At 62.7% G+C, this 25,930-nt stretch carries 20 protein-coding genes and 1 pseudogene; 15 read left to right on the plus strand and 6 right to left on the minus strand.

The genetic code is table 11. The features are described 5' to 3' along the window. Positions 1-12: 12 nt before the first annotated feature. From ACSSVC_RS22415 to ACSSVC_RS22425, 3 genes are all read right to left on the minus strand, one after another. Positions 13-1,575 (minus strand): TerC family protein, encoded by a 1,563-nt coding sequence (locus ACSSVC_RS22415; RefSeq protein WP_492611396.1) that lies wholly within the window; start codon positions 1,573-1,575, stop codon positions 13-15. A gap of 346 nt (positions 1,576-1,921) precedes the next feature. Beyond that, complete coding sequence (locus ACSSVC_RS22420; protein WP_346636211.1) at positions 1,922-2,299, minus strand: VOC family protein; 378 nt, start codon at positions 2,297-2,299, stop codon at positions 1,922-1,924. Positions 2,300-2,374: 75 nt separating this feature from the next. Further along, on the minus strand, positions 2,375-3,256 hold the full coding sequence (locus ACSSVC_RS22425; protein ID WP_185073525.1) for a LysR family transcriptional regulator: 882 nt from the start codon (positions 3,254-3,256) through the stop codon (positions 2,375-2,377). Positions 3,257-3,360: 104 nt separating this feature from the next. Between ACSSVC_RS22425 and ACSSVC_RS22430 the strand changes: the two genes are divergently transcribed. The 8 genes from ACSSVC_RS22430 to ACSSVC_RS22465 all read left to right on the plus strand — a co-directional run bounded on the left by ACSSVC_RS22430 (position 3,361) and on the right by ACSSVC_RS22465 (position 15,898). After that, positions 3,361-3,858: a GlcG/HbpS family heme-binding protein gene (locus ACSSVC_RS22430; protein WP_404937177.1), complete on the plus strand. Its 498-nt coding sequence runs from the start codon at positions 3,361-3,363 to the stop codon at positions 3,856-3,858. Then, positions 3,855-5,396, plus strand: a complete 1,542-nt coding sequence (locus ACSSVC_RS22435) for an MFS transporter (RefSeq protein WP_446439625.1) — start codon at positions 3,855-3,857, stop codon at positions 5,394-5,396. Before ACSSVC_RS22430 ends, ACSSVC_RS22435 begins: the two co-directional genes overlap by 4 nt. Before the next feature lie 139 nt (positions 5,397-5,535). Further along, complete coding sequence (locus tag ACSSVC_RS22440) at positions 5,536-6,600, plus strand: NAD(P)/FAD-dependent oxidoreductase (protein WP_492611397.1); 1,065 nt, start codon at positions 5,536-5,538, stop codon at positions 6,598-6,600. 86 nt (positions 6,601-6,686) lie between these two features. Next, entirely contained in the window at positions 6,687-8,429 is a 1,743-nt protein-coding gene (gene poxB / locus ACSSVC_RS22445; protein WP_346636207.1) for a ubiquinone-dependent pyruvate dehydrogenase, read from the plus strand. A gap of 282 nt (positions 8,430-8,711) precedes the next feature. Continuing rightward, entirely contained in the window at positions 8,712-10,697 is a 1,986-nt protein-coding gene (locus ACSSVC_RS22450) for a type VI secretion system Vgr family protein (RefSeq protein WP_492611398.1), read from the plus strand. Between the two features lie 26 nt (positions 10,698-10,723). Further along, on the plus strand, positions 10,724-11,173 hold the full coding sequence (locus ACSSVC_RS22455; RefSeq protein ID WP_446439628.1) for a DcrB-related protein: 450 nt from the start codon (positions 10,724-10,726) through the stop codon (positions 11,171-11,173). Between the two features lie 43 nt (positions 11,174-11,216). Beyond that, positions 11,217-15,386, plus strand: a complete 4,170-nt coding sequence (locus ACSSVC_RS22460) for an RHS repeat-associated core domain-containing protein (RefSeq protein ID WP_492611399.1) — start codon at positions 11,217-11,219, stop codon at positions 15,384-15,386. Between the two features lie 2 nt (positions 15,387-15,388). Next, positions 15,389-15,898 carry a hypothetical protein gene (locus tag ACSSVC_RS22465; protein ID WP_404937182.1) on the plus strand — a complete coding sequence of 170 codons (510 nt, stop codon included), beginning with the start codon at positions 15,389-15,391 and terminating at the stop codon, positions 15,896-15,898. A 62-nt stretch (positions 15,899-15,960) separates the two neighbouring features. On the opposite strand, the pseudogene ACSSVC_RS22470 reads toward ACSSVC_RS22465, so the two are convergent. Next, positions 15,961-16,116: pseudogene (locus tag ACSSVC_RS22470) on the minus strand (IS630 family transposase); the annotation flags it as partial. Between the two features lie 87 nt (positions 16,117-16,203). Here ACSSVC_RS22470 and ACSSVC_RS22475 point away from each other — a divergent pair. The 5 genes from ACSSVC_RS22475 (at position 16,204) to ACSSVC_RS22495 (ending at position 22,558) form a co-directional block, all read left to right on the plus strand. Next, on the plus strand, positions 16,204-16,887 hold the full coding sequence (locus ACSSVC_RS22475; RefSeq protein WP_492611400.1) for a hypothetical protein: 684 nt from the start codon (positions 16,204-16,206) through the stop codon (positions 16,885-16,887). A 145-nt stretch (positions 16,888-17,032) separates the two neighbouring features. Continuing rightward, entirely contained in the window at positions 17,033-17,551 is a 519-nt protein-coding gene (locus ACSSVC_RS22480; protein ID WP_492611401.1) for a sigma-70 family RNA polymerase sigma factor, read from the plus strand. Further along, the gene (locus tag ACSSVC_RS22485; protein ID WP_492611402.1) at positions 17,544-18,542 is read left to right on the plus strand and encodes a FecR family protein; all 999 of its coding nucleotides are present in this window, start codon (positions 17,544-17,546) and stop codon (positions 18,540-18,542) included. The genes ACSSVC_RS22480 and ACSSVC_RS22485 overlap by 8 nt, the downstream gene beginning before the upstream one ends. A 118-nt stretch (positions 18,543-18,660) precedes the next feature. Beyond that, a complete protein-coding gene (locus ACSSVC_RS22490) occupies positions 18,661-21,456 on the plus strand; it encodes a secretin and TonB N-terminal domain-containing protein (protein WP_492611403.1) in 2,796 nt (931 codons plus the stop codon). 1 nt (position 21,457) lies between these two features. Then, positions 21,458-22,558, plus strand: coding sequence for a cytochrome-c peroxidase (locus ACSSVC_RS22495; RefSeq protein ID WP_404937184.1), 1,101 nt, complete (start codon positions 21,458-21,460; stop codon positions 22,556-22,558). Between the two features lie 46 nt (positions 22,559-22,604). On the opposite strand, the gene ACSSVC_RS22500 is transcribed toward ACSSVC_RS22495, so the two are convergent. After that, positions 22,605-23,759, minus strand: coding sequence for an alpha-hydroxy acid oxidase (locus ACSSVC_RS22500; protein WP_346635362.1), 1,155 nt, complete (start codon positions 23,757-23,759; stop codon positions 22,605-22,607). Positions 23,760-23,851: 92 nt separating this feature from the next. Continuing rightward, complete coding sequence (locus ACSSVC_RS22505) at positions 23,852-24,769, minus strand: LysR substrate-binding domain-containing protein (protein ID WP_346635361.1); 918 nt, start codon at positions 24,767-24,769, stop codon at positions 23,852-23,854. Between the two features lie 228 nt (positions 24,770-24,997). On the opposite strand from ACSSVC_RS22505, the gene ACSSVC_RS22510 reads away from it, so the two are divergent. Beyond that, a complete protein-coding gene (locus ACSSVC_RS22510; RefSeq protein ID WP_446439635.1) occupies positions 24,998-25,378 on the plus strand; it encodes a type 2 periplasmic-binding domain-containing protein in 381 nt (126 codons plus the stop codon). A gap of 83 nt (positions 25,379-25,461) precedes the next feature. Further along, positions 25,462-25,911 carry a PTS sugar transporter subunit IIA gene (locus tag ACSSVC_RS22515; RefSeq protein WP_346635359.1) on the plus strand — a complete coding sequence of 150 codons (450 nt, stop codon included), beginning with the start codon at positions 25,462-25,464 and terminating at the stop codon, positions 25,909-25,911. The last annotated feature ends 19 nt before the right edge of the window (positions 25,912-25,930 follow it).

A 25,930-nucleotide genomic window follows, 5' to 3' on the forward strand; every position in this document is an offset into this window, starting at 1 on the left:
AGCCCCCATCCGTCAGGCAGGCGCCTGGCGGGACAGCAGGACCTGGGTCACGCGGCGCTCTTCCACCGCCATCACCTGAAGGCTCCAACCATCCCATTCCAGGCGGTCGCCCTTGACCGGCAGACGGTCCAGCAGGCTCATCACCAGGCCGGCCAGGGTCTGGTAGTCCTCGGTAGGCTCGGCGCCAAAGCCGGTACGCTGGCGCACCTGGGGCAGGTTCAGGGCGCCATTGACCAGGAACCCACCCTCTTGCCCTACCACATCCGGCCCTTCGACCTCGCTGGCATCCGGCAGCTCGCCGGCAATGGATTCGAGAATGTCGGTCATGGTCAGGATGCCCATGAAGTCGCCAAATTCATTGATCACGAAGGCGATGTGCGTCGACGCCTTGCGCATCTGTTCCAGGGCGTTGAGGATCGAAAAACTGTCCAGCAGGTTGATGGTCTTGCGCGCCAGGTGCTCAAGGTTCGGCTCGTTGCCGGCCAGGTATTCCTTGAGCAATTCCTTCTTGTGCACGAAGCCCAGCGGCTCATCCACCGCACCATCGCGAATCAGCGGCAGGCGCGAATAGGACGAGTGCATCAGCTTGGTCCGGATGCTCTCCGGGCTGTCCGTCAGGTCGATGGAGTCGACCTCGGCCCGCACCGTCATCAACGTACGGATCGGCCGCTCCGCCAACTGCAGTACGCCGCTGATCATCACCCGTTCGCGGCGGTCGAACAGCTCGCTGCTCGGCGCATCACCGTCTTCCAGCAAGTCGGCGATTTCCTCACCCACCTCTTCCGCCGCCAGCTTGCGACCACCCAGCAGGCGCATCACCGCATAGGCCGTGCGCTCACGCATCGGGCGCAGGCCCTGCATGGACTTCTTGCGTCGGGCCCGGGCGATCTGGTTGAACACCTCGATCAGAATCGAGAAGCCGATGGCCGCGTACAGGTAGCCCTTGGGAATATGGAAGCCCAGGCCTTCGGCGGTCAGACTGAAGCCGATCATCATCAAGAAGCCCAGGCACAGCATGATCACCGTCGGGTGTTCGTTGACGAAACGGGTCAGCGGCTTGCTGGCGACGATCATCACGCCGATGGAAACCACCACCGCAATCATCATCACCGACAGATGTTCCACCATGCCCACGGCGGTAATCACCGCGTCCAGGGAGAACACTGCATCAAGCACCACGATCTGCGCCACGATCGGCCAGAACAAGGCGTAAGTGGCACTGCCGGCGCGCTGGCTGACATGGCCCTCCAGGCGCTCATGCAACTCCATGGTGGCCTTGAACAGCAGAAACACACCACCGAACAGCATGATCAGGTCGCGGCCGGAAAAGCTCTTGTCGAACACCTCGAACAGCGGCTGGGTCAGGGTCACCATCCAGGAGATGCTGGCCAGCAGGCCCAGGCGCATCAGCAGTGCCAGGGACAGGCCGATCAAGCGGGCGCGGTCACGCTGCTCCGGCGGCAGCTTGTCGGCAAGGATGGCGATAAACACCAGGTTGTCGATGCCCAGCACCAGCTCCAGGACGATCAGGGTCAAAAGGCCAAGCCAGGCCGTGGGGTCTGCGATCCATTCCATAACGACGACTCAAGTTCTCCAGAAAATTCAAACGGCCAGGCGCGACGAAGCGCCAAGGTGCAGGGCATGCGCAACCTTGGTGGCGGGCTGGTCAGGGCGGGAAGTGGCAAAAGCCGGGGAAGTACGGCCGGGAGAATGACTGCCTGAGCGTCTGCGTCTCAATGTGGCCGGAGGGCGCGAGAAATCATGGGGCAAAGCGAAGGAAGAGCGCCGACTGGGGGGCTCCGAGAGCGTGTTCATGCAAGTCCTGAGTGAAAAAACGGACTTGGAGGTTACAGGGGCGGCGGCGCTTTCCCCCAGCGGGAAATCATTACAAAAGTTTATCCGTACCGCCCCCGTAGCCGCCCTACACCCGCTCGGCAATCTCGATGAGGTTCAGGTCCGGGTCCCGCAGGTACACCGAGCGGATCGGCCCTGTGGCTCCGGTGCGCAACACGGGGCCTTCGATGATCGGCCAGTTGACCTGCTGCAGATGGGCAATCACCTGCTCCAGGGGCACGCTGGCGATGAAGCACAGGTCCAGCGCGCCCGGTACCGGCAGGTGGGCCTTGGGTTCGAATTCCTGGCCACGCACATGCAGGTTGATCTTCTGCCGGCCGTACTTGAAGGCCTTGCGCCCGCCGGCAAAGGTCTCCAGTTGCATGCCCAGCACACGGACGTAGAAGTCCTCGGCGGCAACCGGGTCGATGGTGGTCAGTACCAGGTGGTCAAGGTGGTCGATCATCGAAGGCGCAGCTCCTGAAGCTAGAAGAATGGCCCGGGGATTATGCAACCCGGACCGTCGCTTGAACATGCCGCTTCAGGCCTTGCTGCGGTACTCGCGCCGTACCTGTTCGATGTAGCGCACCACTGCCGGTGCCTGTTCAAAACGCCGGTGGATCAGCGACAGCCAGGACGTCGCCGAGCTGCCGCCAATCGGCCGGTACAACACATGGGGCAGGCTGATGTGGCCCACCACCGACTCCGGCACCACCGCCACGCCCTGCCCCAGGGACACCAGGGCCAGCACCGCTACCAGGCCGCCGGGCTGGGGCCCCAGTTTGGGGGCGTAGGCGCCCTGGGCCGCCACCTGCAAGGTGCCGCTGATCTGCTCCGGAAGAATGAAGGTTTCATTGAGCAGGTGTTCGGAGGCGATCTGCGGCAGGCGGCACAGCCAGGATTCATCGGACAGCGCCAGGACAAAGCCCTCGGCATCCAGGCGAATGGCCTCGACGCCTTCCGGCAGGGTCATGGGCGAGCGGATGTAGCCCACGTCCAGGCGGCCATCGGCAATCCGCGCCGGCAGCGTCGCCATTGGGCACTCGCGCACGTTGAGGCTGACGTCCGGGCAGTCGCGGCCAAAGCCCTGCACCTGCTTCTGCAACAGCCCGGAATACACCGCCGAGGCCACGTAGCCCAATTCGATATGGCCGATCTCACCGCGTCCGGCGCGCTGGGCGTTGCGCTGGGCGAACTCGAACTGGCGCACCGTGGCCTCGGCCTCCAGCAGCAGGGTGGCGCCGGCCTCAGTCAGGCTTACCTCACGCTGCTGACGCAGGAACAGCCGGGTGCCGAGGGCTTTTTCCATGTCCTGGATCTGTCGGCTGAGGGTTGGCGGGGCGATCCCCAATTGCTCGGCGGCGCGGGTGAAATTGCGCTGCCGGGCCACTGCCAGGAAGTAGCGAAAGTGACGAATTTCCATGATTGGCATTAGCTCAAAGGTAATGAACTGCTCGCCAGCGGCTAACAAAGACCGCTAAAGGCCGGGATAAGCTGAGCAAACCTTCACAGTAGAGAGCCTCTGCCATGCGCGTCAAACCCCTGTTTCTGGCAATGATCAGCTGCTGCGTGCTGCAGACCGCGGCAGCCGAGGAAAGCCGGCCTGTCGTTGCCCACAAGGCAATCCTCACCCTGGACAACGCCCAGCGCCTGCTCAGGGCCGCCCAGCAAACCGCCCAGGCCAAGGGCTGGCCCTGCGCCGTGGTGATTGTCGACGACGGCGGCTGGCCGATACTCGGCGCACGCATGGACGGCGCCCCGGTGGTGGCCGGAATCGAGCTGGCCCAAGGCAAGGCACGCACCTCGGCATTGTTCAAACGGCCTTCCGGGGACCTGGAAAACGCCGTCAATGGCGGCCGCCCCGCCGCCCTCAGCGCCGGCCTGCTGATGATGAAAGGCGCACAACCGATCATCGTCGACGGCCAGGTGATCGGCGCCATCGGGGTCAGCGCCGACACCCCGGCCCACGACGATGAAATCGCCCTGGCCGCCCTCGCCACCCTCAGTCGGCAGACCGCGCCATGAGCCGCGCCATCAACCCGCGCCTGACCCTGCTGACCGCATCCGGGGTCTGTTCGCTGATCGTTCTCGACACCAACATCGTCGCCGTGGCCCTGCCGAGCATCGCCCGCGACCTGGGGGCCAACTTCGCCGACATCGAATGGGTGGTCAGTGCCTACATGCTGGCCTTCGCCGCTCTGCTGCTGCCGGCGGGCAGCCTGGCCGACCGCTTCGGGCGCAAACGGACCCTGCTCTGCGGCCTCGGCCTGTTCATCCTCGCCTCCCTGGGCTGCGGCGCCGCGCCCAACGCCTTGCTGCTGGACGTCGCCAGGGCCCTCAAAGGCGTCGGCGCAGCGCTGTTGCTGACGTCGGCCCTGGCCTCCATCGGCCATACCTTCCATGACGAAGTGGAGCGGGCCAAGGCCTGGGCCTTCTGGGGTGCCTGCATGGGCATGGCCATGACCGCCGCGCCCACGGTCGGTGGCTTGATCACTGAATACTTCGGCTGGCGCTGGATCTTCTACTTCAACCTGCCGGTAGGCGCCCTGTTGCTGTGGAGCGTGCTGCGCAACGTACCGGAATCCCGGGATACCCAGGCAGCGCGCCTGGACCCCTGGGGCAGCCTGGCCTTCAGCGCCAGCCTGCTGTGCCTGATCTGGGGCCTGATCGAAGCCAACCGCATCGGCTGGAGCCACCCGGCCACCACCACACGGCTGTTGGCGGGCGTGGCGCTGCTGGGGCTGTTCGTGCTGATCGAGCGCCTGCAACGCCGGCCCATGGTCGACCTGCAGCTGTTTCGCCACCCGCGTTTCATCGGCGCCCTGCTGGGCATGTTCGCCTACGCCGGCTGTGCCCAAGTGATGATGACGTTGCTGCCCTTCTACCTGCAGAACGGTCTGGGCTTCTCCGCCATTGCCTCGGGCCTGGGCATGCTGCCCTTCGCCCTGACCATGCTGATCTGCCCCCGGATCGGCGCCCGCCTGGCCGGGCGCTACACCCCCGCCGCCCTGATGGCCGCCGGACTGACCCTGGTGGGCTGCGGCAACCTGCTCAGCGCCTGGGCGGTGCATGCCGGGGGCTATCTGAGCTTCGCGATGGCGATTGCCGTGACCGGTGCTGGAGCCGGCCTGCTCAACGGCGACACACAGAAAAACATCATGGCCTGCGTGCCCCGGGAACGCACCGGCATGGCCTCGGGCATGAGCACCACCATGCGCTTCAGCGCCATCATGCTGGCCATCGGCGTGTTCGGTGCATTACTGGCCAGCCATACCCAGCAACGGCTGCAAGGCAGCCTCAGCCAGGTGCCCGGGCCTTGGCTGGCCCAGGCGCCGGACATCGCCTCGCGGGTGGTGGCCGGGGATATGCAGGGCGCCTTGGCGAGCCTGCCGGAAAGCGCCCGCGCCCTGATTGAACCCCTGGCCCTGCAAGCCTTTGTCGGCGGCTTCGGACTGGTGCTGACAGTGGCAGGCATTCTCGCCCTGCTTGGGGCCCTGGTGGTGGGCCGGCTGATGCGCAACCCCCTGCCCCAGGCCCAAGGGTTGGTGCTGAAAGCCCAATGAAACATGGGGTTGCCGGCTGGCCCCATGGGCCGCTGCCAAAACGGGCAGCGGCCCGCCGCTTGCAATTTCATAACATTCAATAAATTGCTGGCGCAATAAACGGCCGATTAAGGTACAGCCCTCAGCAGACGAGGTCAGCGTGAAGCCTTCAAATGTGATTGTGGTCGGTGCCGGCATTGTCGGTGCATCCATCGCTTACCACCTGGCCCGACAGGGCGCGCAGGTCACGGTGATCGAGCAAGCCAGTCCAGGTTCCGGGGTCACCCGCCATTCCTTTGCCTGGATCAACCCCCACGGCGAGTTCCCGGCAGCCGCTCGGCCGCTGCGCTCCCTGGCGCTGGCGGACTACCGGCGCCTGCAGCAGGAGCTGCCCCGGTTGCCGATTCAATGGACGGGAGCACTGTCCTATGCCGAGGCCGGCCAGGACTCGACAGACACTAATGACCAAGAGCCGATGTCGTCCGCCCACTGGATCGACCGTGCCCGGATCGGGGCGCTTGAACCCAATCTGCAAGTGCTGCCGGAGCGAGCCCGGTACGCCCCCGGCGAAGGCAGTCTCGACCCGGTAGCCACCACCCTGGCCCTGCTCGAAGGGGCCCGCGCCCATGGCGCCCGGGTGCTCACCCAGACGCCGGTACAGGGGTTGCTGGTAGAGGGCCGGCGCGTGCTCGGCATCACCACTGCGGCCGGGCCTTGCCTTGCCGACCACGTCGTCCTGGCAGCGGGCTGCGCCACCCCTGAGCTGTTGGCGCCCCTGGGAATCGAGCTGCCAGTGCAGGCCTCGCCGTCGATCCTGATCCGCTTCGATGCCCCGCCCGGCCTGGTCAAGACCCTGGTTTCCAACAACCTGCTGGAGATTCGCGAAGCGGCGGACGGCAGCCTGCTGGCGGCGGAAGACTACATCGACGACAGCGGCCCTCAAGGACCCGAAGCCATCGCGCAGCAAGCCATGGCCACAATCCGCCGTTTGTTCCGTGGCGCCGAAGAGATAGCCCTGCGCAGCGTTGAAGTTGGTCAGCGCCCGATGCCCCGTGACCAGTTGCCGATCATTGGCTCGAGCGAGCAGTACCAGGGCCTGTATCTGGCGGTGATGCATGCCGGAGTGACCCTGGCGCCCACCATCGGCCGCCTGATCAGCCAGGAGCTGCTGCTGGGCCAATGCTGTGCCGAGCTTGCCTCGTGCCGCCCGGCACGTTTGGGCTGACACCACAGTCTTGCGGAATCATCCGCCCTTGCCTGCTGTCCTCTCTTGATCGCGACCACTTCTTGATCGGACAGCAGGAGCATTCCATGGCGAACATCAGCATTGCCCGACAACTGGCGAACACCCTCGAGCAGGCCGGGGTCAAGCGCATCTGGGGACTGACCGGCGACAGCCTCAACGGCCTCACCGACGCCCTGCACAGCATGCAGACCATTGAGTGGATGCACGTGCGCCACGAGGAAGTGGCGGCCTTCGCGGCCGGTGCCGAAGCCGCTGCCACCGGCAAGCTGGCGGTATGCGCCGGCAGTTGCGGGCCGGGCAACCTGCACTTGATCAATGGCCTGTTCGACTGCCATCGCAACCATGTACCGGTGCTGGCCATCGCCGCGCAGATCCCCTCCTCGGAGATCGGCCTCGACTACTTTCAGGAAACCCACCCTCAGGAGCTGTTCAAGGAGTGCAGCCACTTCGTGGAACTGCTGAGCAACCCGGCGCAGATGCCGCAGGTGCTGCACCGGGCCATGCGCAGCGCGATCCTCAATCGCGGCGTGGCGGTGGTGGTGATTCCCGGTGACGTGGCCCTGCAACAGGTGCCCGCCACCAGCAAGCCCTGGCCGACGCTGCACCCGCCGCGCACCCTGCCCGCCCCCCAGGACCTGGACCGACTGGTGGAGCTGCTGAGCCAGAGCAAGGCCGTGACTCTGCTCTGCGGCAGTGGCTGCGCCGGCGCCCATGATCAGGTGGTGGCTCTGGCCGATGCCCTCGGCGCCCCGGTGGTGCATGCCTTGCGCGGCAAGGAACACCTGGAATGGGACAACCCCTTCGACGTCGGCATGACCGGCCTGATCGGCTTCAGCTCCGGCTACCACGCCATGCTCAACTGCGACACCCTGGTGATGCTCGGCACCGACTTTCCCTATCGCCAGTTCTACCCCAGCGACGCCTGCGTGATACAGATCGACCGCAACCCCCAGGCCCTGGGCCGACGCGTCAGCCTGGACCTGGGCATCGCCGCCGACGTCGGCGAAACCCTCGCCGCCCTGCTGCCGCGCCTCCCCTACCAGGGCGATCGCGGCTTCCTCGAAGAATCGCTGCAGCACTACGCCAAGGCACGCCAGGGCCTGGACGACCTGGCCCAGCCTTCAGCGCCCGGGCGACCGATCCACCCGCAATACCTCACCCGCCTGCTCAGCGAACTGGCCGACGACGATGCCATCTTCACCGCCGATGTCGGCACCCCCACGGTGTGGGCCGCACGCTACTTGAAGATGAACGGCAAACGCCGCCTGCTGGGCTCCTTCAACCACGGCTCCATGGCCAACGCCATGCCCCAGGCCATGGGCGCCCAGGCCGCCTTCCCTCGGCGCCAAGTGATCTCGCTGTCCGGCGACGGCGGTTTCAGCATGCTGATGGGGGATTTCATTTCCCTGGCCCAACTCAAGCTGCCGGTGAAGATCGTGGTCTACGACAACGCCTCCCTGGGCTTTGTGGCCATGGAGATGAAATCCGCCGGGTACCTGGACATCGGCACCGACCTGCACAACCCGGACTTTGCCGCCATGGCCAACGCCATGGGCATCCTCGGCCTGCGCGTGGAGAACTCCGAAGAGCTCGAAGGCGCCCTGCGCACCGCCCTGGCTCACGACGGCCCGGTGCTGGTGGACGTCATCACCGCCACCCAGGAACTGGCCATGCCGCCGGCAATCAAGCTGGAACAGGCCAAGGGCTTCAGCCTGTACATGCTCAAGGCCGTGATGAGCGGGCGTGGTGACGAGGTGGTGGAGCTGGCCAGGACCAATTGGTTGAAAGGCAAGTGGTTCAATCGTTAGGGCCAGGAAGCGCCATGTATGCCGCCAGGGTTTAACCGGCTAGTCATCGGTGCCCGCTTCGACTGATGCAGCCAGTGAGCTTGAGCGGGGTCATGACCTGAGTGGGTCAGTCATAACCTCGCTGCTTGCTGCGGAAAGCCAAGCCAGGTGCGGAAAATTCAACTGACTTTCCAGACTCGTCTCATATTAGCGTTTGCGCACCCTTTGCTAGGTTGAGCGCCACTTTGCACCCGGGCCAGGTACGGCACGGGTCTGGCCTCTCTCAAGCTTAAGGATGAGCCTATGTTCGCGCCGGCCGACACTGCGCATTTCGTGCTGTCCATCCCTTCTGTTCGCCACGACTTCAAGGTGCTGGCCTTCAAGGGCCGCGAAGCCATCAGCGAGCTGTATGCGATCCATATCGAGCTGGTTTCGGACAACCCCAACATCGATCTGGAAAGCCTGCTCAACCAACCGGCGTTCTTGCAGTTCGGCCTCAAGGGTGAAGGCATCCACGGCCTGATCGACGACATCGAAATCGGCGACAGCGGCAAGCGCATGACCCACTATCACCTGATCCTGCGCCCGCACCTTTACCAGTTGCAGCACCGCCACAACCAACGGGTCTACCAGAACCTGACGGTGCCGCAGATCATTGCCAAGGTGTTCAAGGAACACGGCATCCTCGCCGACCAATACCGCTTCAACATTGCCCCCAAGCCGTCGCTGCCCCGGGTGTATTGTGTGCAATACGGCGAGACGGATTTCCAGTTTCTACAACGTCTGTGCTTCGAAGACGGCATTCACTGGCACCACGAACACAGGCCCGACCAGCACCTGCTGGTGTTCTCCGACAATCAGACCGACTACCCGATCCTGGCCCATGCGCGCTATCAACAAGGCAGCGGCCTGGCTGCCGAAGACCCGGTGGTCAGTCATTTCGCGGTGCGCTTCAGCACCCGCACCAGCCAGGTGGTGCGCCGCGACTACGACCTGAAAAAGCCCGATCCACGCGGCGCGTCCAACGGCGCCAAGCTCGATCCGGTGCCCAGCACCCTGCACAGTTCCGCACAGAGCGAGGCAGCGCCGATCCTGGAGGACTATCGCTACCCGGGCCGCTACAACACCGGCGCAGTGGGCAAGCATCTGAGCCAGATCGCCCTTGAAGGCCACCGTGCCGACTACCAACTGGCCAAGGGTCAGGGCGATCTAGCGAGCTTTCGCTGCGGCCATCTGGTGACCCTGACCGCGCATCCGCGCAGCGAGTACAACCAGATGTGGCTGCTGGTCAGCGTTGAACACGAGGGGCGTCAGCCGCAGGTACTGGAAGAGTCGGTCACCAGCGACGACCGCCACGGCGGCTTTACCCAGGGTTACCGCAACCACTTCAGCGCCATCCCCAGCGAGATATTCTTTCGGCCGCAAGAGCCGGCCCCCAAGCCTCGACTGAGCAGCCAGACCGCGCTGGTGACCGGTCCTGCCGGTGAGGAAATCTGGTGTGACGATTTTTCGCGCATAAAAATTCAGTTTCATTGGGACCGCGAAGGCCAACGCAACGAATTCTCCAGCTGCTGGGTGCGCGTGGCCACCAGTTGGGCGGGCGAGGGTTTTGGTCACGTGATCATCCCGCGGATCGGCATGGAGGTGCTGGTCAGCTTTATCGGCGGCGATCCCGAGCAGCCGCTGGTGACCGGTTGCGTACCGAACCAGCACACGCCGGTGCCCTACCCGCTGCCGGCGAACAAGACCCGCAGCGTGTTCAAAACCCGCAGCAGCCTGGGGGGCAAGGGGTCCAACGAGTTGCGCATCGAGGACCGCGCCGGCCAGGAGCAAATCTACATCCATGCCCAGCGCGATCAGGACTGCACCGTCAAGAACAATGAAAGCCATTGGGTCGGCGTCAACCGTGTGCACTCGGTCGGCCAGGACGAAACCATCACCGTCGGCCAGAACAGCCTGAGAACGGTCAAGGTCGACGACACCCTGCAAGTCGGCGCCACCAAGAAGGACAGCATCGGCACCCAGTACTTGATCGAAGCCGGGGAAAAAATACGCCTGGTCTGCGGCCAGAGCGTTTTTGAAATGAAAGCCAGTGGGGAGATCAACCTTTATGGCTCGAAGTTCAACTTCTCGGTGACCGGCGACGCGCAGATCAATACCGGCGGTCAGCTCGACATCAATATGCCCGGCGGCGCCGCAACCACCGCCCCCGAAACGGATGGCGTCAAAGGCAACATCGATGCCGAAGTCGAGGCTGCCTTCTCTCCACCACCGGCACCCACCGCCTGACCTTCATTTCCCAAGAGCAAGCACCCATGGACTACCTGATCCAGGAAGGAAAACTCACGCTGCCCAGCGGATTTCAAGATCGCAGCGTCAACATGTTCGTCCCAGGCGTCGCCCTGCCCGCGCCCTTCAGCCTGACCCTGTCCCGGGACCTCACGCTGCCCGGGGAAAGCCTGGCGGAGTATGTCGAGCGCCAGGTCGGCCTGATTGCCGCCAAGTTGCGCAAATACAAACGTCAGGACCTGCAAGAGGTCTGGCTTTCGACGCAGTCGCCGGTACCGGGCCTGCAAGTCGACGCCCATTACCAGAGCGACGGGCGTCCGGTGTACCAGCGGCAGGCCGGTTTCATCGTCTCGCCGCAGCGCGTGCTGGTGTTTTCGGCCACTAGCCAGCAGCCCTTTGACGACTCATTGAATCAGCTGTGGACAGACGTCCTGGCGAGCTTTGAGGCCCATCCTCCATCCCCGTCCAAGCCATAAGGCGCCTGCGCACTCAAGGAACGAGAGGCCTGGGAGGCCAAGCATGTTTGAAGCGGCACGGTTAAACGACGAACTGGCCCACAGCAACGCGCTGGTGGGGTTTCTGGTGGGGGCGGCGCTGGGGATCGCCTTGATTGCGGCCGTGGCCATACTCACCGTCGCCACCTGCGGATTTGGCACTGCCTTGCTGGCCGGGGTGCTTGCGGGTGTGGGAGGTATGGCACTGACCTCCGCGGGCGAAGCCATTGGGCGAATGTCCAAGGCCCCCGCCGGGGGCATCAGCAGCGGTTCGCCGGACGTATTCATCAATGGCCTGAATGCCGCACAAGTGCAGGATAGCCTGGGTATCTGCACCAAGCATCCGGCTCCTCCGATGGTGGCGGAGGGCTCGGCCAAGGTGTTTATCAACGGCCTGCCGGCGGCGCGCAAGGGCGACAAGCTGACCTGCGGCAGCGTCATCGACAGCGGCTCGGACAGCGTTTTTATCGGCGCCGAAAAAGAGCAGTACCTGGAGATCGAAGACGAGATTCCGCAGTGGCTGCGCACCACCGTCGATATCCTCATGGCCGTGGCCGGCGCCGCCGGCGGCCTACTGAAACTGGCGTTGACGGCCGGTAAAATTGGCCTGAAGGCCGTCGCCCCTTGTGCATTGAAATTTGCTGCCGGGTTTGTCGCGGGTGAACTGGCAGGACGCTTCGTCATTGGTCCGGCTATTGGCCGCGTGGCCGGTGCCCTGTTCGGCAATCCGGTGGACGCCATCAGCGGGCGCAAACTGCTTCTTGAAGAGAGCGAAACCGACTTCAGCCTGCCAGGACTGATGCCCATCACCTGGGCGCGCTTCTATGCCAGTGACCTTACCCACGAAGGCTTGCTCGGGCGCGGCTGGGTGCTGCCCTGGGAGCAAAACCTGCGCCTGGAAGACCAGCAACTGTACCTGCGCGACAACCAGGGGCGTGATCTGCCCTTGCCGCAACTGGAGCCCGGCGAGCGCGCCTACCTGACGGACGAACAACTGTTCGTGGTGCGCTCCGAAGGTGGGCACTATCTGCTGCAAAGCCTGGACAACAGCTTCTTCTATTTCGGTGAGCTGGCCGACGACGGTCAGCCATCTCCCCTGCGGCGTATCGAAAACGCCCTCGGTCACTTTCTCAATTTCAGCTATGACGGTCAGCAGCGTCTGAGCGACTTGTGCGCCACGGGCGGCATTCGTCTGCACCTATGTTACGAGCAGCACGAACGACGCCTGAGCCGAGTCGAACGGGTCGTCGATAACCAGCCTGTCGAAACCCTGGTGCATTACCAATACGACGCCAACGGCCAACTGCGCCAAGTCATCAACCGCAACGGCGAACGGGTGCGAGGTTTTGCCTACGACCAGGGCCTGATGGTCGCCCACGAAAACGCCCTGGGCCTGCGCTGTCACTACCGCTGGGCGACCCTGAACGACGGTCAGCCCAGGGTCACCGAGCACTGGACCAGTGACGGTGAGCGCTACCTGTTCAGCTATGACCTGGCACAGCGTCAGACTCATATCAAAGACGTGCTCGGTCGTACTGCACGGATCGATTACAACGAAGGTCGGCGAGTTATCGCCAGCCGTGACTTTGGTGGCGAGCAGTACCGTTTCCAGCTTGATGAGTCCGGCAACATGACCGGCCTGGAGTTGCCCGACGGCAGCACCTTGAGTTTTACCTACGACAAGCTCTCGCGACTGGAGGAAGAAACCGATCCCCTGGGCCGCTCGATCCGTTACAGCTATCACCTGGACACGGACCTGATCACCACCATCGAGCGTGCCGATGGCAGTTGCCAGCGCTGGAGCTATGACCGTCACGGTAACCTGCTCGACAGCACCGACCCTTTGGGTCAGGTGACCCAGTTCTTCAACACTGACGCCGGCCTGCCCCACACCCGCATCGACCCGCTGGGCAACAACACCCGACTATGGTGGAACGAACTGGGGCAGATCGAGCAATACCAGGACTGTTCCGGTCAACTGACGCGCTATGGCTACGACAGCCACCTGCACCTGGCGAGCATCACCGATGCCCTGAAGTGCACCACGCGTCTGACCCGCAAAGCCGATGGCGAAGTGCTGCGCGTCGACCATCCAGGCGGTAGCCATGACCAGTACCGTTACAACGCCCTTGGCCAGTTGCTCAGCCACACCAATGCCGATGGCCACACCACCAGCCTGGCGCGCACGCCCCGGGGCCTGCCCAGCCAACGCAAGGACGCCCGTGGCCAGCAGGTTCACTATCAATACGACAAAGCCCAGCGCCTGATCGCTCTGCTGAATGAAAACAAGGCCGCCTACCGCTTCAGCTACGACGCCAGCGATCGCCTGCATGAAGAAGTGCGCATCGATGGCCTGCGCCGCCGCTTCAGCTATAGCCTCAACGGCCAGCTGAGCCAGTTGGAAGAAATCGCCACCAGCCCGACCCTGGTCCAGGTCACTCGTCAGCAACAATTCGAACACGACGCCGCGGGGCGTCTGCTCAGCCGGGTCACGAGCGATGCTCGCCTGGATTATCACTACGACGACGCGGACCGTCTGATCGCCGTCGAACGCCTGCCAAGCAAGGTGGGAGACGCCCTGGGCATCCGCTCCGACCGCCTGGCCTTCAGCTATGACGCCGCCGACCAACTGCTGAGCGAAAGCAGCAGCACCGGCAATCTTGCCTACCACTACGACGCCCTGGGCAACCTCACCGGGCTGACCTTGCCCGACGCTCGCCAGCTCAACCAGCTCTATTACGGCAGCGGCCACCTGCACCAGATCAACCTCGATGGCCACCTGATCAGCGACTTCGAGCGCGACGCCCTGCACCGCGAAACCCTGCGTACCCAAGGCACACTCACCAGTCGCTACGGCTACGACAGCCAGGGGCGCAAAATGTGGCAAGCCGCGATCCGCCTGCCCCACGAGCAACTAAGCCAACTGCAGGAAAAAACCGACAGCCTGCTCGGCCTCCCACAACATCCCGCCACCGCCCTGCACCGCCGCTATCACTACAGCGACGGCGGTGAAGTACAAAGAATCGTCGACAAACAGCGCGGTATCACCGACTTCCACTACGACGCCAGCGGCCAACTGCGCAGCCGCCAGCCGAACCACCCGCAACTGCACACCGAAGACTTTTCCTACGACCCGGCCGGCAACCTTTGCGGCAGCGGCAGTTGGCAATTCGATCGCATCCAGAACAACCGCCTGGTCGCCTTCAAAGACCTGCGTTTTACCTACGACGACTGGGGCAACCTCAGCGAAAAAAGCTGCACCAACGGCGCAACGCAACGCTTTACCTACGACTGCGAAAACCGCCTGATCCATGCCCAGACCTGGCACGGCGCGACCCTGCACAGCGAAGCGCGTTACCACTACGACGCCCTCGGGCGACGCATCGCTAAAGCCGTCACGCAAAGCGGCCAAACCCAAGACACGACGTTCCTCTGGCAAGGCCTGCGCCTGCTGCAAGAACAACAACCACAGCGCCACAGCACCTACGTCTACGAGCCGGACAGCTACGCGCCCCTGGCGCGCATCGACACAGATCCCAAGCTGCCCGAACACCCCGGCCAGGCCTACTACTTCCATACCGACCAGATCGGCACACCGCAGGAAATGACCGACGCCCAAGGGCATGTGGTGTGGCGCGCGTACTACAAAGCCTGGGGCGGATTGGAAGCGTTATCACCGAATGCGGTGGAACAGAATCTGCGCTTTCAGGGGCAGTACCACGACCGGGAAAGCGGGCTGTACTACAACACCTTCAGGTACTACGATCCGACGGTGGGACGGTTTACCACGCAGGACCCGATTGGGTTGGCGGGTGGGGAAAACCTGTATCGGTATGCGCCGAATGCGTTGGGGTGGGTTGATCCGTGGGGTTTATGTGCTTCCAAATCTACATCTAATTGGAAGAGCGTTAAAAAATACGGTCACACCTTTAACGAACATGGCGCAGGAGCAAAAAACACAAAACGATTAATGGATAGAGCTCGTGGAACAAATAACAATCAAGGGCAATGGCTTAATAATGAGCAGGCTGCAGAGTTACTCAGCAATGTCAATGTTACTAAGCCAACGAAAATTCCTATCCCTGAGGGATTAGGGCAAGTCATAAAGCCAGATGGCAGTATTACTCAAGCTAAGCATGCCCTTGTCGTCCCTAGAGGAAATGAGATCAGAACTTCCTATCCTGTCTTGGAGTAATAATGTCGAATTTCAATATAGAGCTGAAGTTTTTTGACAAGCTAAAAAAAACTTCCCCATTCCGTAGATATAACGTTGAAGATGATGATGTGAGGTCCATTTTAATGGACGCCTGTAAAAAGCTGGAACTATCTGGATATTTTAGTATTTCTGGTTTCGGCCAAGAAAAATGGCCTGTTGACATAGGAACAGATTTGTCAGTTTTTCTCGAGCAAATGCCCGATGCTGTTCGGGCAATAAATTCGAGTCTTGCATTTGAAATTGATCTGTATGAGCAGGGGGTTGAGCGACTTATATCTTTCAGTCCTTCGAAGGAAAATTACGTAGCAGTCTGCACAAGCCAAACAAGTTGGCAGCCGAACCCAATGATCGAGAACATCCCTATAGTTCATCTAAAGCATTTGTTGATCAGCGTGATAAGTGAGTTTTCTCGAGCTCTAGAAAATGTATCACCTGAGCTAATGAAAAACTCGTGGATCAAGGATTGGTTGCAGAGCACAAAGCTAAATTAAATCAGCAGATATTAATGGTTTAGATATTTTAGTGCGATTAATAGGACTAATAGCCTGAGCGGTTAATCAATTAACTTATTTTTGATCGCACTCAGCTTTGCTTTATGTACCGAACTGATGATGCTCTCAGCCGTGTTGTTCCATTTAAAGGGCTTGGCTGAGTGCTCGTTATGAGCTTCGATAAATTCACGGATAGCCCTTTTCAAATCGGCCACGCTTTAGATATAGGCGTTTATGGTTCGTAAAGTAGCCATGGTTAATAGCCAATCCCCTGAAGGGGTTGTTTCAGACGCACACTAGGTGAAATGTGGCAAGCCGCGATCCGCCTGCCCCACGAGCAACTAAGCCAACTGCAGGAAAAAACCGACAGCCTGCTCGGCCTCCCACAACATCCCGCCACCACCCTGCACCGCCGCTATCACTACAGCGACGGCGGTGAAGTGCAACGGATCGTCGACAAACAGCGCGGTATCACCGACTTCCACTACGACGCCAGCGGCCAACTGCGCAGCCGCCAGCCGAACCACCCGCAACTGCACACCGAAGACTTTTCCTACGACCCGGCCGGCAACCTTTGCGGCAGCGGCAGTTGGCAATTCGATCGCATCCAGAACAACCGCCTGGTCGCCTTCAAAGACCTGCGTTTTACCTACGACGACTGGGGCAACCTCAGCGAAAAAAGCTGCACCAACGGCGCAACGCAACGCTTTACCTACGACTGCGAAAACCGCTTGATCCATGCCCAGACCTGGCACGGCGCAACCCTGCACAGCGAAGCCCGTTACCACTACGACGCCCTCGGGCGACGCATTGCTAAATGCCGTCACGCAAAGCGGCCAGACCCAAGACACGACCTTCCTCTGGCAAGGCCTGCGCCTGCTGCAAGAACAACAACGACGCCCTGGGCAACCTCTCCAGTCGCTACGGCTACGACAATCAGCGGCGCAAAATGTGGCAAGCCGCGGTCCGCCTGCCCCATGAGCAACTGAGCCAACTGCAGAAAATGCCCTCAAGCAAGGCCATCCCAGCGCAAGACTTGCCCGGGAGATACTTATCAGGGCTTACCCAAATGTATTTGATAATCATTTGTGATTAAGAATAGAATTCCGCCCCCCTGGCCTGATCCCGCCTTGAATGATCGCCGCCGTGTCTTATCTCAGCGATAAACTCGAGCTCTACCTTTCCCATCGCACCGCGCTGGTCGACTATTCGGCGCCCATTGTCGGTTGCCGGGCGCAAGCCGAAGAAGTGGTCCAGGAGGCCTGGCTGCGCTTCTGCGGCCAGGCTGATAGTGCCGCCCAGCCGAGCAACCCGGTGGGCTACCTGTACCGTATCGTGCGCAACCTGTCCTTTGACCTACTGCGGCGCTCGACCCTGGAAAACCGTCATCCCGATGGCGCCGATCTGCTGAACGAACTGCCTTCGAGTACGCCGTCACCGGAACATCAGGCGTTGCACTGCGACCAGTTGCGCCTGCTGCAGGATGCCCTGAAATTGCTGCCGGAGCGCACACGGCGGGCCTTTCACATGCATCGTCTGCAACACATGACCTTCCAGGAAATTGCCGTTGAGCTGAAGATCTCCACCAGCTTGGCGCACCAGCTGGTGCGTGACGCACTGACCCACTGTGCGGAGCACCTGGCCGATGACTGATACCCCCTTGCCTCAACCTGTATCCGGTTCACTGAAGGACGACCCGGTGTGGCAGGCGGCGATGGATTGGCTACTGCAATGCCACGCCGCGCCGGATGACGCCTTACTGCAACAGGCCCATGCGCGCTGGCTGGCCGCTGATGAGCGCCATGCCCGGGCCTGGTGCAAGGCCGAGAAAATCTGGTTGCTCACTGGCGGCCTGGAGCCGCTGGAGCCACCCGCGCCCCAGCCTTTGCCAACCCCGATCCAGGCCCGGCGCAACTGGCCGGGTCGGGCACTGAAGGCGTTTGCATTGGCGGCCTGTGTGCTGTTGTTGCTCGGACCTAGGCCTCCGACCGCCTATACCAGCCCAACCGGCGAGCATCGACAGCTGCTCTTGAGTGACGGCAGCCGTATCGAACTGGGCAGCGACAGCGCTATTGGAGTGGACTTCGAACCCGGTACGCGGGCGGTCACCCTACTCCGGGGACAGGCGTTCTTCGAGGTCAGCCACGATGCCGCGCGCCCGTTCACGGTACAGGCCGCGGACATCAAGGTCAGGGTCGTAGGGACCGCGTTCGACGTGGATCTCAGCCGCAACGCCGTGGTGGTGGCGGTGCAGAGGGGCGCAGTCCAGGTTCGCGATGGACGCGGCGAACTCGCGGTGCCGGCCCTGGGCCCGGGCGATAGCCTTCGCCTCGGCCTGGACCAGGGCCCGCCGCAACGCGGTCGGCTGTTGCCTGGCCAGGTTGCCTCCTGGCGCCAGTGGCAATTGCTGGTCAATGACCGGCCGCTCTCCGAGGTGATTGATGCGCTGCAGGACTATTACCCCGGTGTACTGCTATTGGCGGACCCTGCGCTGGGCGAGCGGCGTATCACCGCTTCGCTGAACCTGCGCTCGCCAGTCAGCGCGCTGCAGCTGGCGATCGCCCCACTGGGCGGGCGCCTCAGTCAATGGGGGCCGTACCTCACCCTGATCCGCGAAGAGCCGCAAGTACCGGTAAAACAATAAATTTCACAATTTTCTGGAAGTTCTCGATTGCCGTTCGTTTATTGCCCCGCTGAGTTAATCATAATTATTCTCATTAGCATGTGCGTATTATTCGCACTATCGGGGAGTCCACCAGAGCATGTCCATTTTCCCCCCACAGGGTCTTCAGGGTTGCCGGCGCAGTGCGCGGCTATTGTGGCTGTCAGTAGGGCTGGCGGTGTCCTTGCCGGCCTTGGCCAGTGACCTGCGCACACGGCATAGCATCGACATCGCGCGCCAGCCGTTAAGCACGGCGCTGATGGCGCTGGCACAGCAGACCGGTCTGCAGATCAGCGTCGAAAGCCAACTGCTGCTCAACCTGAACGCTCCGGCGGTACAGGGCGAGCTGAGCGCCGAGCAGGCGCTGGCAAAACTGCTCAAGGGCAGCCAGTTGGAGTGGATTTACGTCGGTGACGATGCGCTGATGGTGCAACGGGCGACTCGCCCGCGTACCGATCCGGTCCGCCTGGGCAATACCAAGGTCCCTGGCGAGTGGGTGCTGCCTCAGGGGGAGACTCGTATCGACCGCGCGACGATCGAAGCCATGCCGGCGGGCAATGGCGACATCACCAGCTTGCTGCGCAGCCATCCCAACGTGCAGTTCGACGATGCCCAGCTCAGCAGCAAGACCCCTGGGGAAATCGGCCCGGCCAACATCAGCATCAACGGGGCGCAGTTCTACCAGAATGCCTTCCTGATCGATGGCATCAACATGAACAATGACATCGATCCGGCCGAAGACCGGGTACAACTTCTGGACGCGGTACCGGGGCGCAGCCAGGGCCTGGCACTGGACAGCGACCTGCTGGAGAACATCACGGTCCTGGACAGCAACGTGCCAGCGGCCTATGGCGGCTTCAACGGCGGCGTCATCGATGCGCAAACCCGTGCGCCAACCCAGGCACTGCACGGCAAGTTCTCGGTGCAGACCACCCGTTCCGCCTGGACTAAATATCACATCGACGAAAGCGAAGAGCTGCGCATGCAGAACTCCGGCTCTCCCGACGAGCAGCCCAAGTTCGACAAGGTCACCGTTCGCGGCACGCTGCAGGGCCACCTGACCGACAATTTCGGCCTGCTCGGCAGCTTCAGCCAGAAGCGCTCGACCATCCCGCTGGGTTTCTACTCCTACAACAACGTCGAGGAAATGGGCTTTCACGAGGAGAAGCAGAAGCGGCGCATCGACAACTACTTCCTCAAGTCGGTATGGAAAGCCAGCGATCAGCTCACTGTCGAGACCAGCGTGACCCATGCCCCAGAGGAGAGTCATTACTTGCGTGCCAACGTGGCCAACTCGGGTTATGACAACAAGGCCGGCGGCACCCAGTTGAACCTGCGCACAATATGGGATGGCGACCTGGCGCGCATCGAACAGAACCTGGCGTGGAGCGGCCAGGAACAGAGCCGCCAGTCGGATTCGGCCGACTACTGGACCTGGCGCAAGTCGACCACCAAGGACTGGGGCATCGGCAACAAGCCCACCGCCAATACCCTTGAAGGCGGTTGGGGGGATATCGAGCAGCAGCAACGTACCTGGCAGTACAAGCTCAATGCCGACTGGCGCAGCGTCGACTGGCTGGGCATGACTCACCGTCCGCAAACCGGCCTGGAATTCTCCCGCCAGTACGTGCGCTACGAGCGCCTGACCGACAGCAGCACCTATGTTGCCCCCGCGGCGACCACAACCTGCACCAACAGCGCCGGGGTTACCGACAGCGTCGCCTGCAACATGGGCCGGACCCTGAACGGCTGGGCGGGCCAGTACATGAAGAGCCGTACCCGCTACGCCACCGGCGAATTCGACTTCACCACCACCTCCTGGGGCAGCTGGTTGCAGGACGAGATCACCATCGGCCAACTGACCTTGCGCCCGGGCGTGCGCGTGGACAGCGACGACTACATGGACAAGACCACCTGGGCGCCGCGCTTCTCCCTCGAATATGACCTGTTCGGTGACCGCACCACCTTGCTCAATGCCGGCGTCAACCGTTACTACGGGCGCAGTGTCAGCAGCTGGCAGCTGCAAGACGGACGCAACCGCCTGCGCTTCAACGAAACCCGCGACAGCCTGGACAAACCCTGGGTGGTCAAGTCCAACGCCGCCAACCAGGTGCGTTTCAATCAGCTGGACATTCCCTACGACGATGAGCTGATGCTGGGCGTGGTGCAGCAATGGGCCGGGGTCGAATATGCCCTCAAGTATGTCAATCGCAAGGGCCGCGACCAGGTGGTGCAGGTGTCCGGAAAGACCTTGGGCGAGCCCTCCACGGACCCGACGCTGGCGAGCAACTACACCACCTACACCAACGACGGCAAGAGCGAGACCGACACCTACACCCTGACGGTGACGCCGTTGCAGCGCTGGACACTGCTGGGCACCCAGACCGGCGGGCAGCTGGCGCTCAACTGGACCGACAGCAAGGCCTCCGCGCCGACCTACGTCGCTGCCGAAAACCTGTACTACCAGAACAACGTCATCCAGTACCAGGGCAGCTTCATCAATTATGACGACCGCCCGGCCAGCAACTTCAACCGGCCCTGGACGGCCCGCCTGACCACCATTACCCAGATCCCCCAAGCCAATCTGCAGTGGAGCAACTTCTGGCGCTACCGCGCCGGCTACAAGCGCATTGGCGACACGGGACGCAATGTGGACTACATGGGGACCTCGGTGGATGTCTGGGAAGAACAGAAATTCCAGGCAGCGCTGACCTGGGACACGCGCCTGGGCTGGCGCATTCCCACCGCCAAGGACCAGACAGTGTTCGTCAATGTCGACGTGTTCAACGTGCTCGACAAGAAGTCGGTCAATGCCAACCAGACGGTCAACAGCAACTCGGTCTCGACCTATGAGGTGGGCCGCCAGTACTGGCTCGAAGTCGGGTACGCGTTCTGAAATGCGCCGGTCCCTGAAGAGTCTTGTGGTCATGCTCGGCATGTTGTTGATGGTCGGGCTGGAACAGGTGCGTGCCTGCGCACTAAGCGAACCGGCTTGCCTGCGCGAAATGTACAGCCGGCCCTCCGCGCAGTGGCCGGCGCCGCAGGTGGATGCCGGGGTGGCCTGGCAAGAGCTGGGCCCCTTGCCCGAGCGGGCGCCGTCCCCGGAGTACAACCCTTACACACAGCAGAAGGCCGACCTTGGCCGCCAGCTGTTCTTCGACCCGCGCCTGTCGCGTTCGGGGCAGATCGCCTGCGCCTCCTGCCATGAGCCGGACCTGAGGTTCGCCGATGGGCGCCGGGTTTCATTCGGGCATGACCGTGCAGCGGGCCGGCGCAATGCGCCGAGCCTGGTGGCCAGCGGCCTGGCCGGGCATCTGTTCTGGGACGGGCGCGCCGACAGTCTGGAGATGCAGGCCCTGATGCCGGTCGTCGACCCGAAGGAGATGGCCTTCAGCGTCGCGGAGCTGGTGGCCCGGCTGCGTGACAGCACGGACTATCCGGCGCAGTTCGCCAAGGTATTTCCCGGACAGGCGCTGGGGGCCGAGCAAGTGGCGGCGGCATTGGCGACTTATCAGCGCAGCCTGCTGCAGGTTGCACAACGCACCCCCTTCGAGCGCTTTCTGCGAGGGCAGACGAAGGCCCTCAACGACCAGCAATTGCAGGGGCTGCACCTGTTTCGCACCAAGGCGCGCTGCATGAACTGCCACTTCGGTCCAGGGATGCAGGACGACCGTTTCCACAATGCAGGCCTGACCTTCTATGGGCGTCGTCGCGAAGACCTCGGGCGTTATGAGGTCACCGGGCTGGTGCAAGATATCGGGCGCTTTCGCACACCTTCACTGCGACTGGTGAGCCATACCGGCCCCTGGTTTCACAATGGGCTGGCCAGCAGCCTCGATCAGGTGCTGTTGTTCTACAACGCCGGCATGCCCATACCCGTCCCCAAGGGTGGACAGTTGCAAGACCCGCTGTTTCCCGTGACCTCAGCGCAATTCAAGGTATTGGAGCTGGACCGGAGCGAACTGAAGGCGCTGAAGGCTTTTCTGGAGGCCCTTTGAGAGGTTGGCAGCAGGCGGCTGCATCCCAGGCTGCGAGCCGCACTGCCTAGGGCAGAGGGTAGCTACCCGGCAACAGGATGTCGTGATCCAGATGCTGCACATCGGTGTGCCCACACAGGGCCAGGGTCAGGTCCATTTCTCTGGCGATGATCTCCAGGGCCTTGGCCACTCCAGCCTCACCCATCGCCCCCAGGCCATACAGATGTGCACGCCCGAGCATGACCCCCTGGGCGCCCAGCGCCAGGGACTTGATCACGTCCTGACCGCTGCGGATACCGCTGTCGAGCCAGACTTCGATCCGCTCGCCGACGGCCTCGACGATCGCCGGCAGCATGCTGATGCTGGAAGGCGCACCGTCCAGCTGCCGGCCGCCGTGGTTGCTGACGATCAGGGCATCGGCGCCGCTGTCCGCCGCCAGGCGCGCATCCTCGACATCCAGAATGCCCTTGAGGATCAACCTGCCGCCCCAGCGCTTCTTGATCCATTGAATGTCGTCCCAGCTCAGGCGCGGGTCGAACTGCTGGTAAGTCCACTCAGCCAGCTGGCGCCTGTCATCCACGCCTTTGACATGCCCCATGATGTTGCCGAAATGGTGCCGACGGGTACTCAGCATCCCCTTGATCCAGCGCGGCTTGCCGAGGATATTCAAGAGACTGGAGGAGGTCAGTCGCGGTGGAATGCTCAGGCCGTTTTTCAGGTCTTTGTGGCGCTGGCCGCTCAACTGCAGATCAAGGGTCAGGACCAGGGCATCACAACCGGCGGCCTTGGCCCGGTCAATCAGGCTGGCGACGAAACCGCGGTCGCGCATGACGTAGAGCTGGAACCAGAACGGCGCGGCAATGGCCTGGGCGATGTCCTCCAGGGAGCAAATGCTCACCGTCGACAAGGTGTAGCGAATGCCGGCGGCGGTGGCGGCGCGGGCGGCAAGAATCTCGCCGTCGGCGTGGATCATTCCTGCCAGGCCAGTGGGCGCGATGGCCAGCGGCATGGCCATGTCGATGCCCATTCGCCGAGCGCTGAGCGAGCGCTGCTCGACGTTGCGCGCCACCCGCTGGCGCAGCTTGATCGCGCTGAAGTCGGCCTGGTTGGCCTGGTAGGTGCTCTCGGTCCAGGAGCCGCCATCGACATAGTCATAGAACATTCGCGGCACCCGCCGCTGGGCCATTACACGCAAGTCTTCGATACAGGTGATGATGGGCATTGGCCCGCTCCCGATTGAGGTTCAGCGCGAGATTAACGGCCTGCCCGAGGCGTGACCGGGAAAAGATTTCGCGCTTATCGGGCGTAACTTTCCTACAGCGAATGCTTCAAGCGTGCCTGCGCCTCAAGCACGGTTTCATGACAGACCCGGGTCAACCAGGTGCTGAAGGCTTCCGCCGCCGGCGATGCCTGCCGAACCCGCAGTTGATAGTGAAATGAGGGCTCGCTGCGCACCTCGCCAATCGCCACCAGCTGCCCATCGGCCAGCCACGCCTGTGCCAGTGAGGGCCGCGCCAGAACCACGCCCTGAGCCTTGGCCGCCGCCTCAAGCATCATTCCCAGGTCCAGCAGCGCCGGGCCCTGCCCCGGTTCGACGAGTTCCAGGCCGGCTTGCATGAACCAGGGCCGCCAGGGCTCCAGAGGTGAACGCAACAAGGGCAAGCGGGCGAAATCCCGCACCGGATCCAGGCCCGGGAAATGCGCCAGCAAGGCCGGTGCGGCCATGGGCAGCAGTTGTTCGTCGAGCAGCCGCTGACAAGGCGCGACCTCGGCGCTGTCGCCACTGATCAGCACGTCGCAGGCTCCACCATCGACACTGCCCATGGGCGCACTGAGCTGGATCTGCAGGTCGACGTCCGGGTAGGCCAGGCTGTGCTCCTGCAGGCGCGGGATGAGGACCTGACGGGCGAAGGTCGGCGGGCAACTGACCGTCAGGTGCTGCTGGCGCTGCACCGGACGCTGATGCCCGGGGATTGCCAGCAACTGCGCGAGGATCGGGCTGACCTGCTCCAGGTAGACCTGCCCCTGTACGGTCAGCACCACACTGCCGCCCAGGCGCTCGAACAACGATACGCCCAGCAGTTGCTCCAGGCCTGCAACACGCTTGCGCAAGGCGCTCCCGGTGAGTGCCAGGGCATCGGCCGCGCGCTCGAAACTCTGCAACTGCGCGGCCGCCTGGAAGGCCAGCAGAGCATCCAGGGAAGGCAGGCGATAGTCCGTGAAGTTGTTCATGTCTGGGCTCCCGGGCGCACTGCGACGATGGTCCGGGCACAGTGCCCGGTACAGGGTTGCGCCAGTCTCTGGATCTTACCCAGCCTGCTGGCACCGGGGCGACGTCTGTGCAACGCCGTGAGAAAAAAACTCCCGTTGAGCGCGCCTTTTATTCCTCATGAGCTGCAGCCGTGCTGGCTAGGATGGCCCTCGCGATCTTTAAAACAACAACAAGAAGGAAGACCAGCCATGCTTAAAACTGCTCTTGCCAGCCTGACCCTGGCGCTGCTTTGCAGCGCCGTCCAGGCCGATACGCTGACCGTGGTTTCCGTCGGCGGGCTGAACAAGCAAGCCCAGCAGCAGGCGTTCTACACCCCCTTCGAGCAGCAACACTCGATTAGCGTTCGGGCCGGCGAGTACAACGGCGAAATCGGCATGATCAAGGCCATGGTCGAGACCGGGAGTGTCGGCTGGGACGTGGTCGAAGTGGACCATGCCGAAATACAGCGCGGCTGCGACGAGGGGTTGTTCGAACGGCTGCCGGCCATGCCTGAGGTGGCCCAGAACGACTTTATCGAGGGCACCCTGAGCGAATGTGGGGTGGGGGCCGGCGATCTAAAGAGTTCGTAAAGACTGCCCGGCCGCCACTGACCCGGCCAGGCAAATGCGCTTCAATTCTCCTTGAGCCAAGCCTGAAACGCCCGGAGAAGCCCATGAGCAAGCTTGCCCGCTATCTGCAGGTCGAGGACATCCTCCTCGACGTCCATGTGTCGAACAAACAGTGCCTGTTCGAACAGGTTGGCCAGCATCTGCAAGAGACCCGACAGCTGCCCGGCGCTGGGGTCACGGCCAGTCTGTGGCGCCGGGAACTGGCCGCCAGCACCGCCATCGGCGACGGTGTGGCCGTGCCCCATGCGCGGCTCGCCGAGCTCGATAGCATCCATGCGTTGTACCTGCGGCCGCAGACCGCCATGGCCTTTGCCGCCCCCGACCAGCAGCCGGTGAGCGATATCCTCGTGCTGCTGGTGCCCGCCCCCGCCGATCAGCAACACCTGGAACTGCTGGCGGACACTGCCCGGCTGTTTTCCAATCCACGCTTTCGTCAGGCGCTGCTGCGCTGCCACGATGCGTCGCAGGTCAAGCAATTGGTTGACCACTGGTAGTCCGGGAGACGTCCAGCGC

This window comes from Pseudomonas sp. E1BtOHC1, from assembly GCF_058744285.1.

What these genes read in the sequence shown, in the direction of transcription:
- ACSSVC_RS22415 (WP_492611396.1), bottom strand. Translation starts at nt 1,575, where the DNA reads ATGGAATGGATCGCAGACCCCACGGCCTGGCTTGGCCTTTTGACCCTG.
- ACSSVC_RS22420 (WP_346636211.1), bottom strand. Translation starts at nt 2,299, where the DNA reads ATGATCGACCACCTTGACCACCTGGTACTGACCACCATCGACCCGGTT.
- ACSSVC_RS22425 (WP_185073525.1), bottom strand. Translation starts at nt 3,256, where the DNA reads ATGGAAATTCGTCACTTTCGCTACTTCCTGGCAGTGGCCCGGCAGCGC.
- ACSSVC_RS22430 (WP_404937177.1), top strand. Translation starts at nt 3,361, where the DNA reads ATGCGCGTCAAACCCCTGTTTCTGGCAATGATCAGCTGCTGCGTGCTG.
- ACSSVC_RS22435 (WP_446439625.1), top strand. Translation starts at nt 3,855, where the DNA reads ATGAGCCGCGCCATCAACCCGCGCCTGACCCTGCTGACCGCATCCGGG.
- poxB (WP_346636207.1), top strand. Translation starts at nt 6,687, where the DNA reads ATGGCGAACATCAGCATTGCCCGACAACTGGCGAACACCCTCGAGCAG.
- ACSSVC_RS22450 (WP_492611398.1), top strand. Translation starts at nt 8,712, where the DNA reads ATGTTCGCGCCGGCCGACACTGCGCATTTCGTGCTGTCCATCCCTTCT.
- ACSSVC_RS22455 (WP_446439628.1), top strand. Translation starts at nt 10,724, where the DNA reads ATGGACTACCTGATCCAGGAAGGAAAACTCACGCTGCCCAGCGGATTT.
- ACSSVC_RS22460 (WP_492611399.1), top strand. Translation starts at nt 11,217, where the DNA reads ATGTTTGAAGCGGCACGGTTAAACGACGAACTGGCCCACAGCAACGCG.
- ACSSVC_RS22465 (WP_404937182.1), top strand. Translation starts at nt 15,389, where the DNA reads ATGTCGAATTTCAATATAGAGCTGAAGTTTTTTGACAAGCTAAAAAAA.
- ACSSVC_RS22475 (WP_492611400.1), top strand. Translation starts at nt 16,204, where the DNA reads ATGTGGCAAGCCGCGATCCGCCTGCCCCACGAGCAACTAAGCCAACTG.
- ACSSVC_RS22480 (WP_492611401.1), top strand. Translation starts at nt 17,033, where the DNA reads ATGATCGCCGCCGTGTCTTATCTCAGCGATAAACTCGAGCTCTACCTT.
- ACSSVC_RS22485 (WP_492611402.1), top strand. Translation starts at nt 17,544, where the DNA reads ATGACTGATACCCCCTTGCCTCAACCTGTATCCGGTTCACTGAAGGAC.
- ACSSVC_RS22490 (WP_492611403.1), top strand. Translation starts at nt 18,661, where the DNA reads ATGTCCATTTTCCCCCCACAGGGTCTTCAGGGTTGCCGGCGCAGTGCG.
- ACSSVC_RS22495 (WP_404937184.1), top strand. Translation starts at nt 21,458, where the DNA reads ATGCGCCGGTCCCTGAAGAGTCTTGTGGTCATGCTCGGCATGTTGTTG.
- ACSSVC_RS22500 (WP_346635362.1), bottom strand. Translation starts at nt 23,759, where the DNA reads ATGCCCATCATCACCTGTATCGAAGACTTGCGTGTAATGGCCCAGCGG.
- ACSSVC_RS22505 (WP_346635361.1), bottom strand. Translation starts at nt 24,769, where the DNA reads ATGAACAACTTCACGGACTATCGCCTGCCTTCCCTGGATGCTCTGCTG.
- ACSSVC_RS22510 (WP_446439635.1), top strand. Translation starts at nt 24,998, where the DNA reads ATGCTTAAAACTGCTCTTGCCAGCCTGACCCTGGCGCTGCTTTGCAGC.
- ACSSVC_RS22515 (WP_346635359.1), top strand. Translation starts at nt 25,462, where the DNA reads ATGAGCAAGCTTGCCCGCTATCTGCAGGTCGAGGACATCCTCCTCGAC.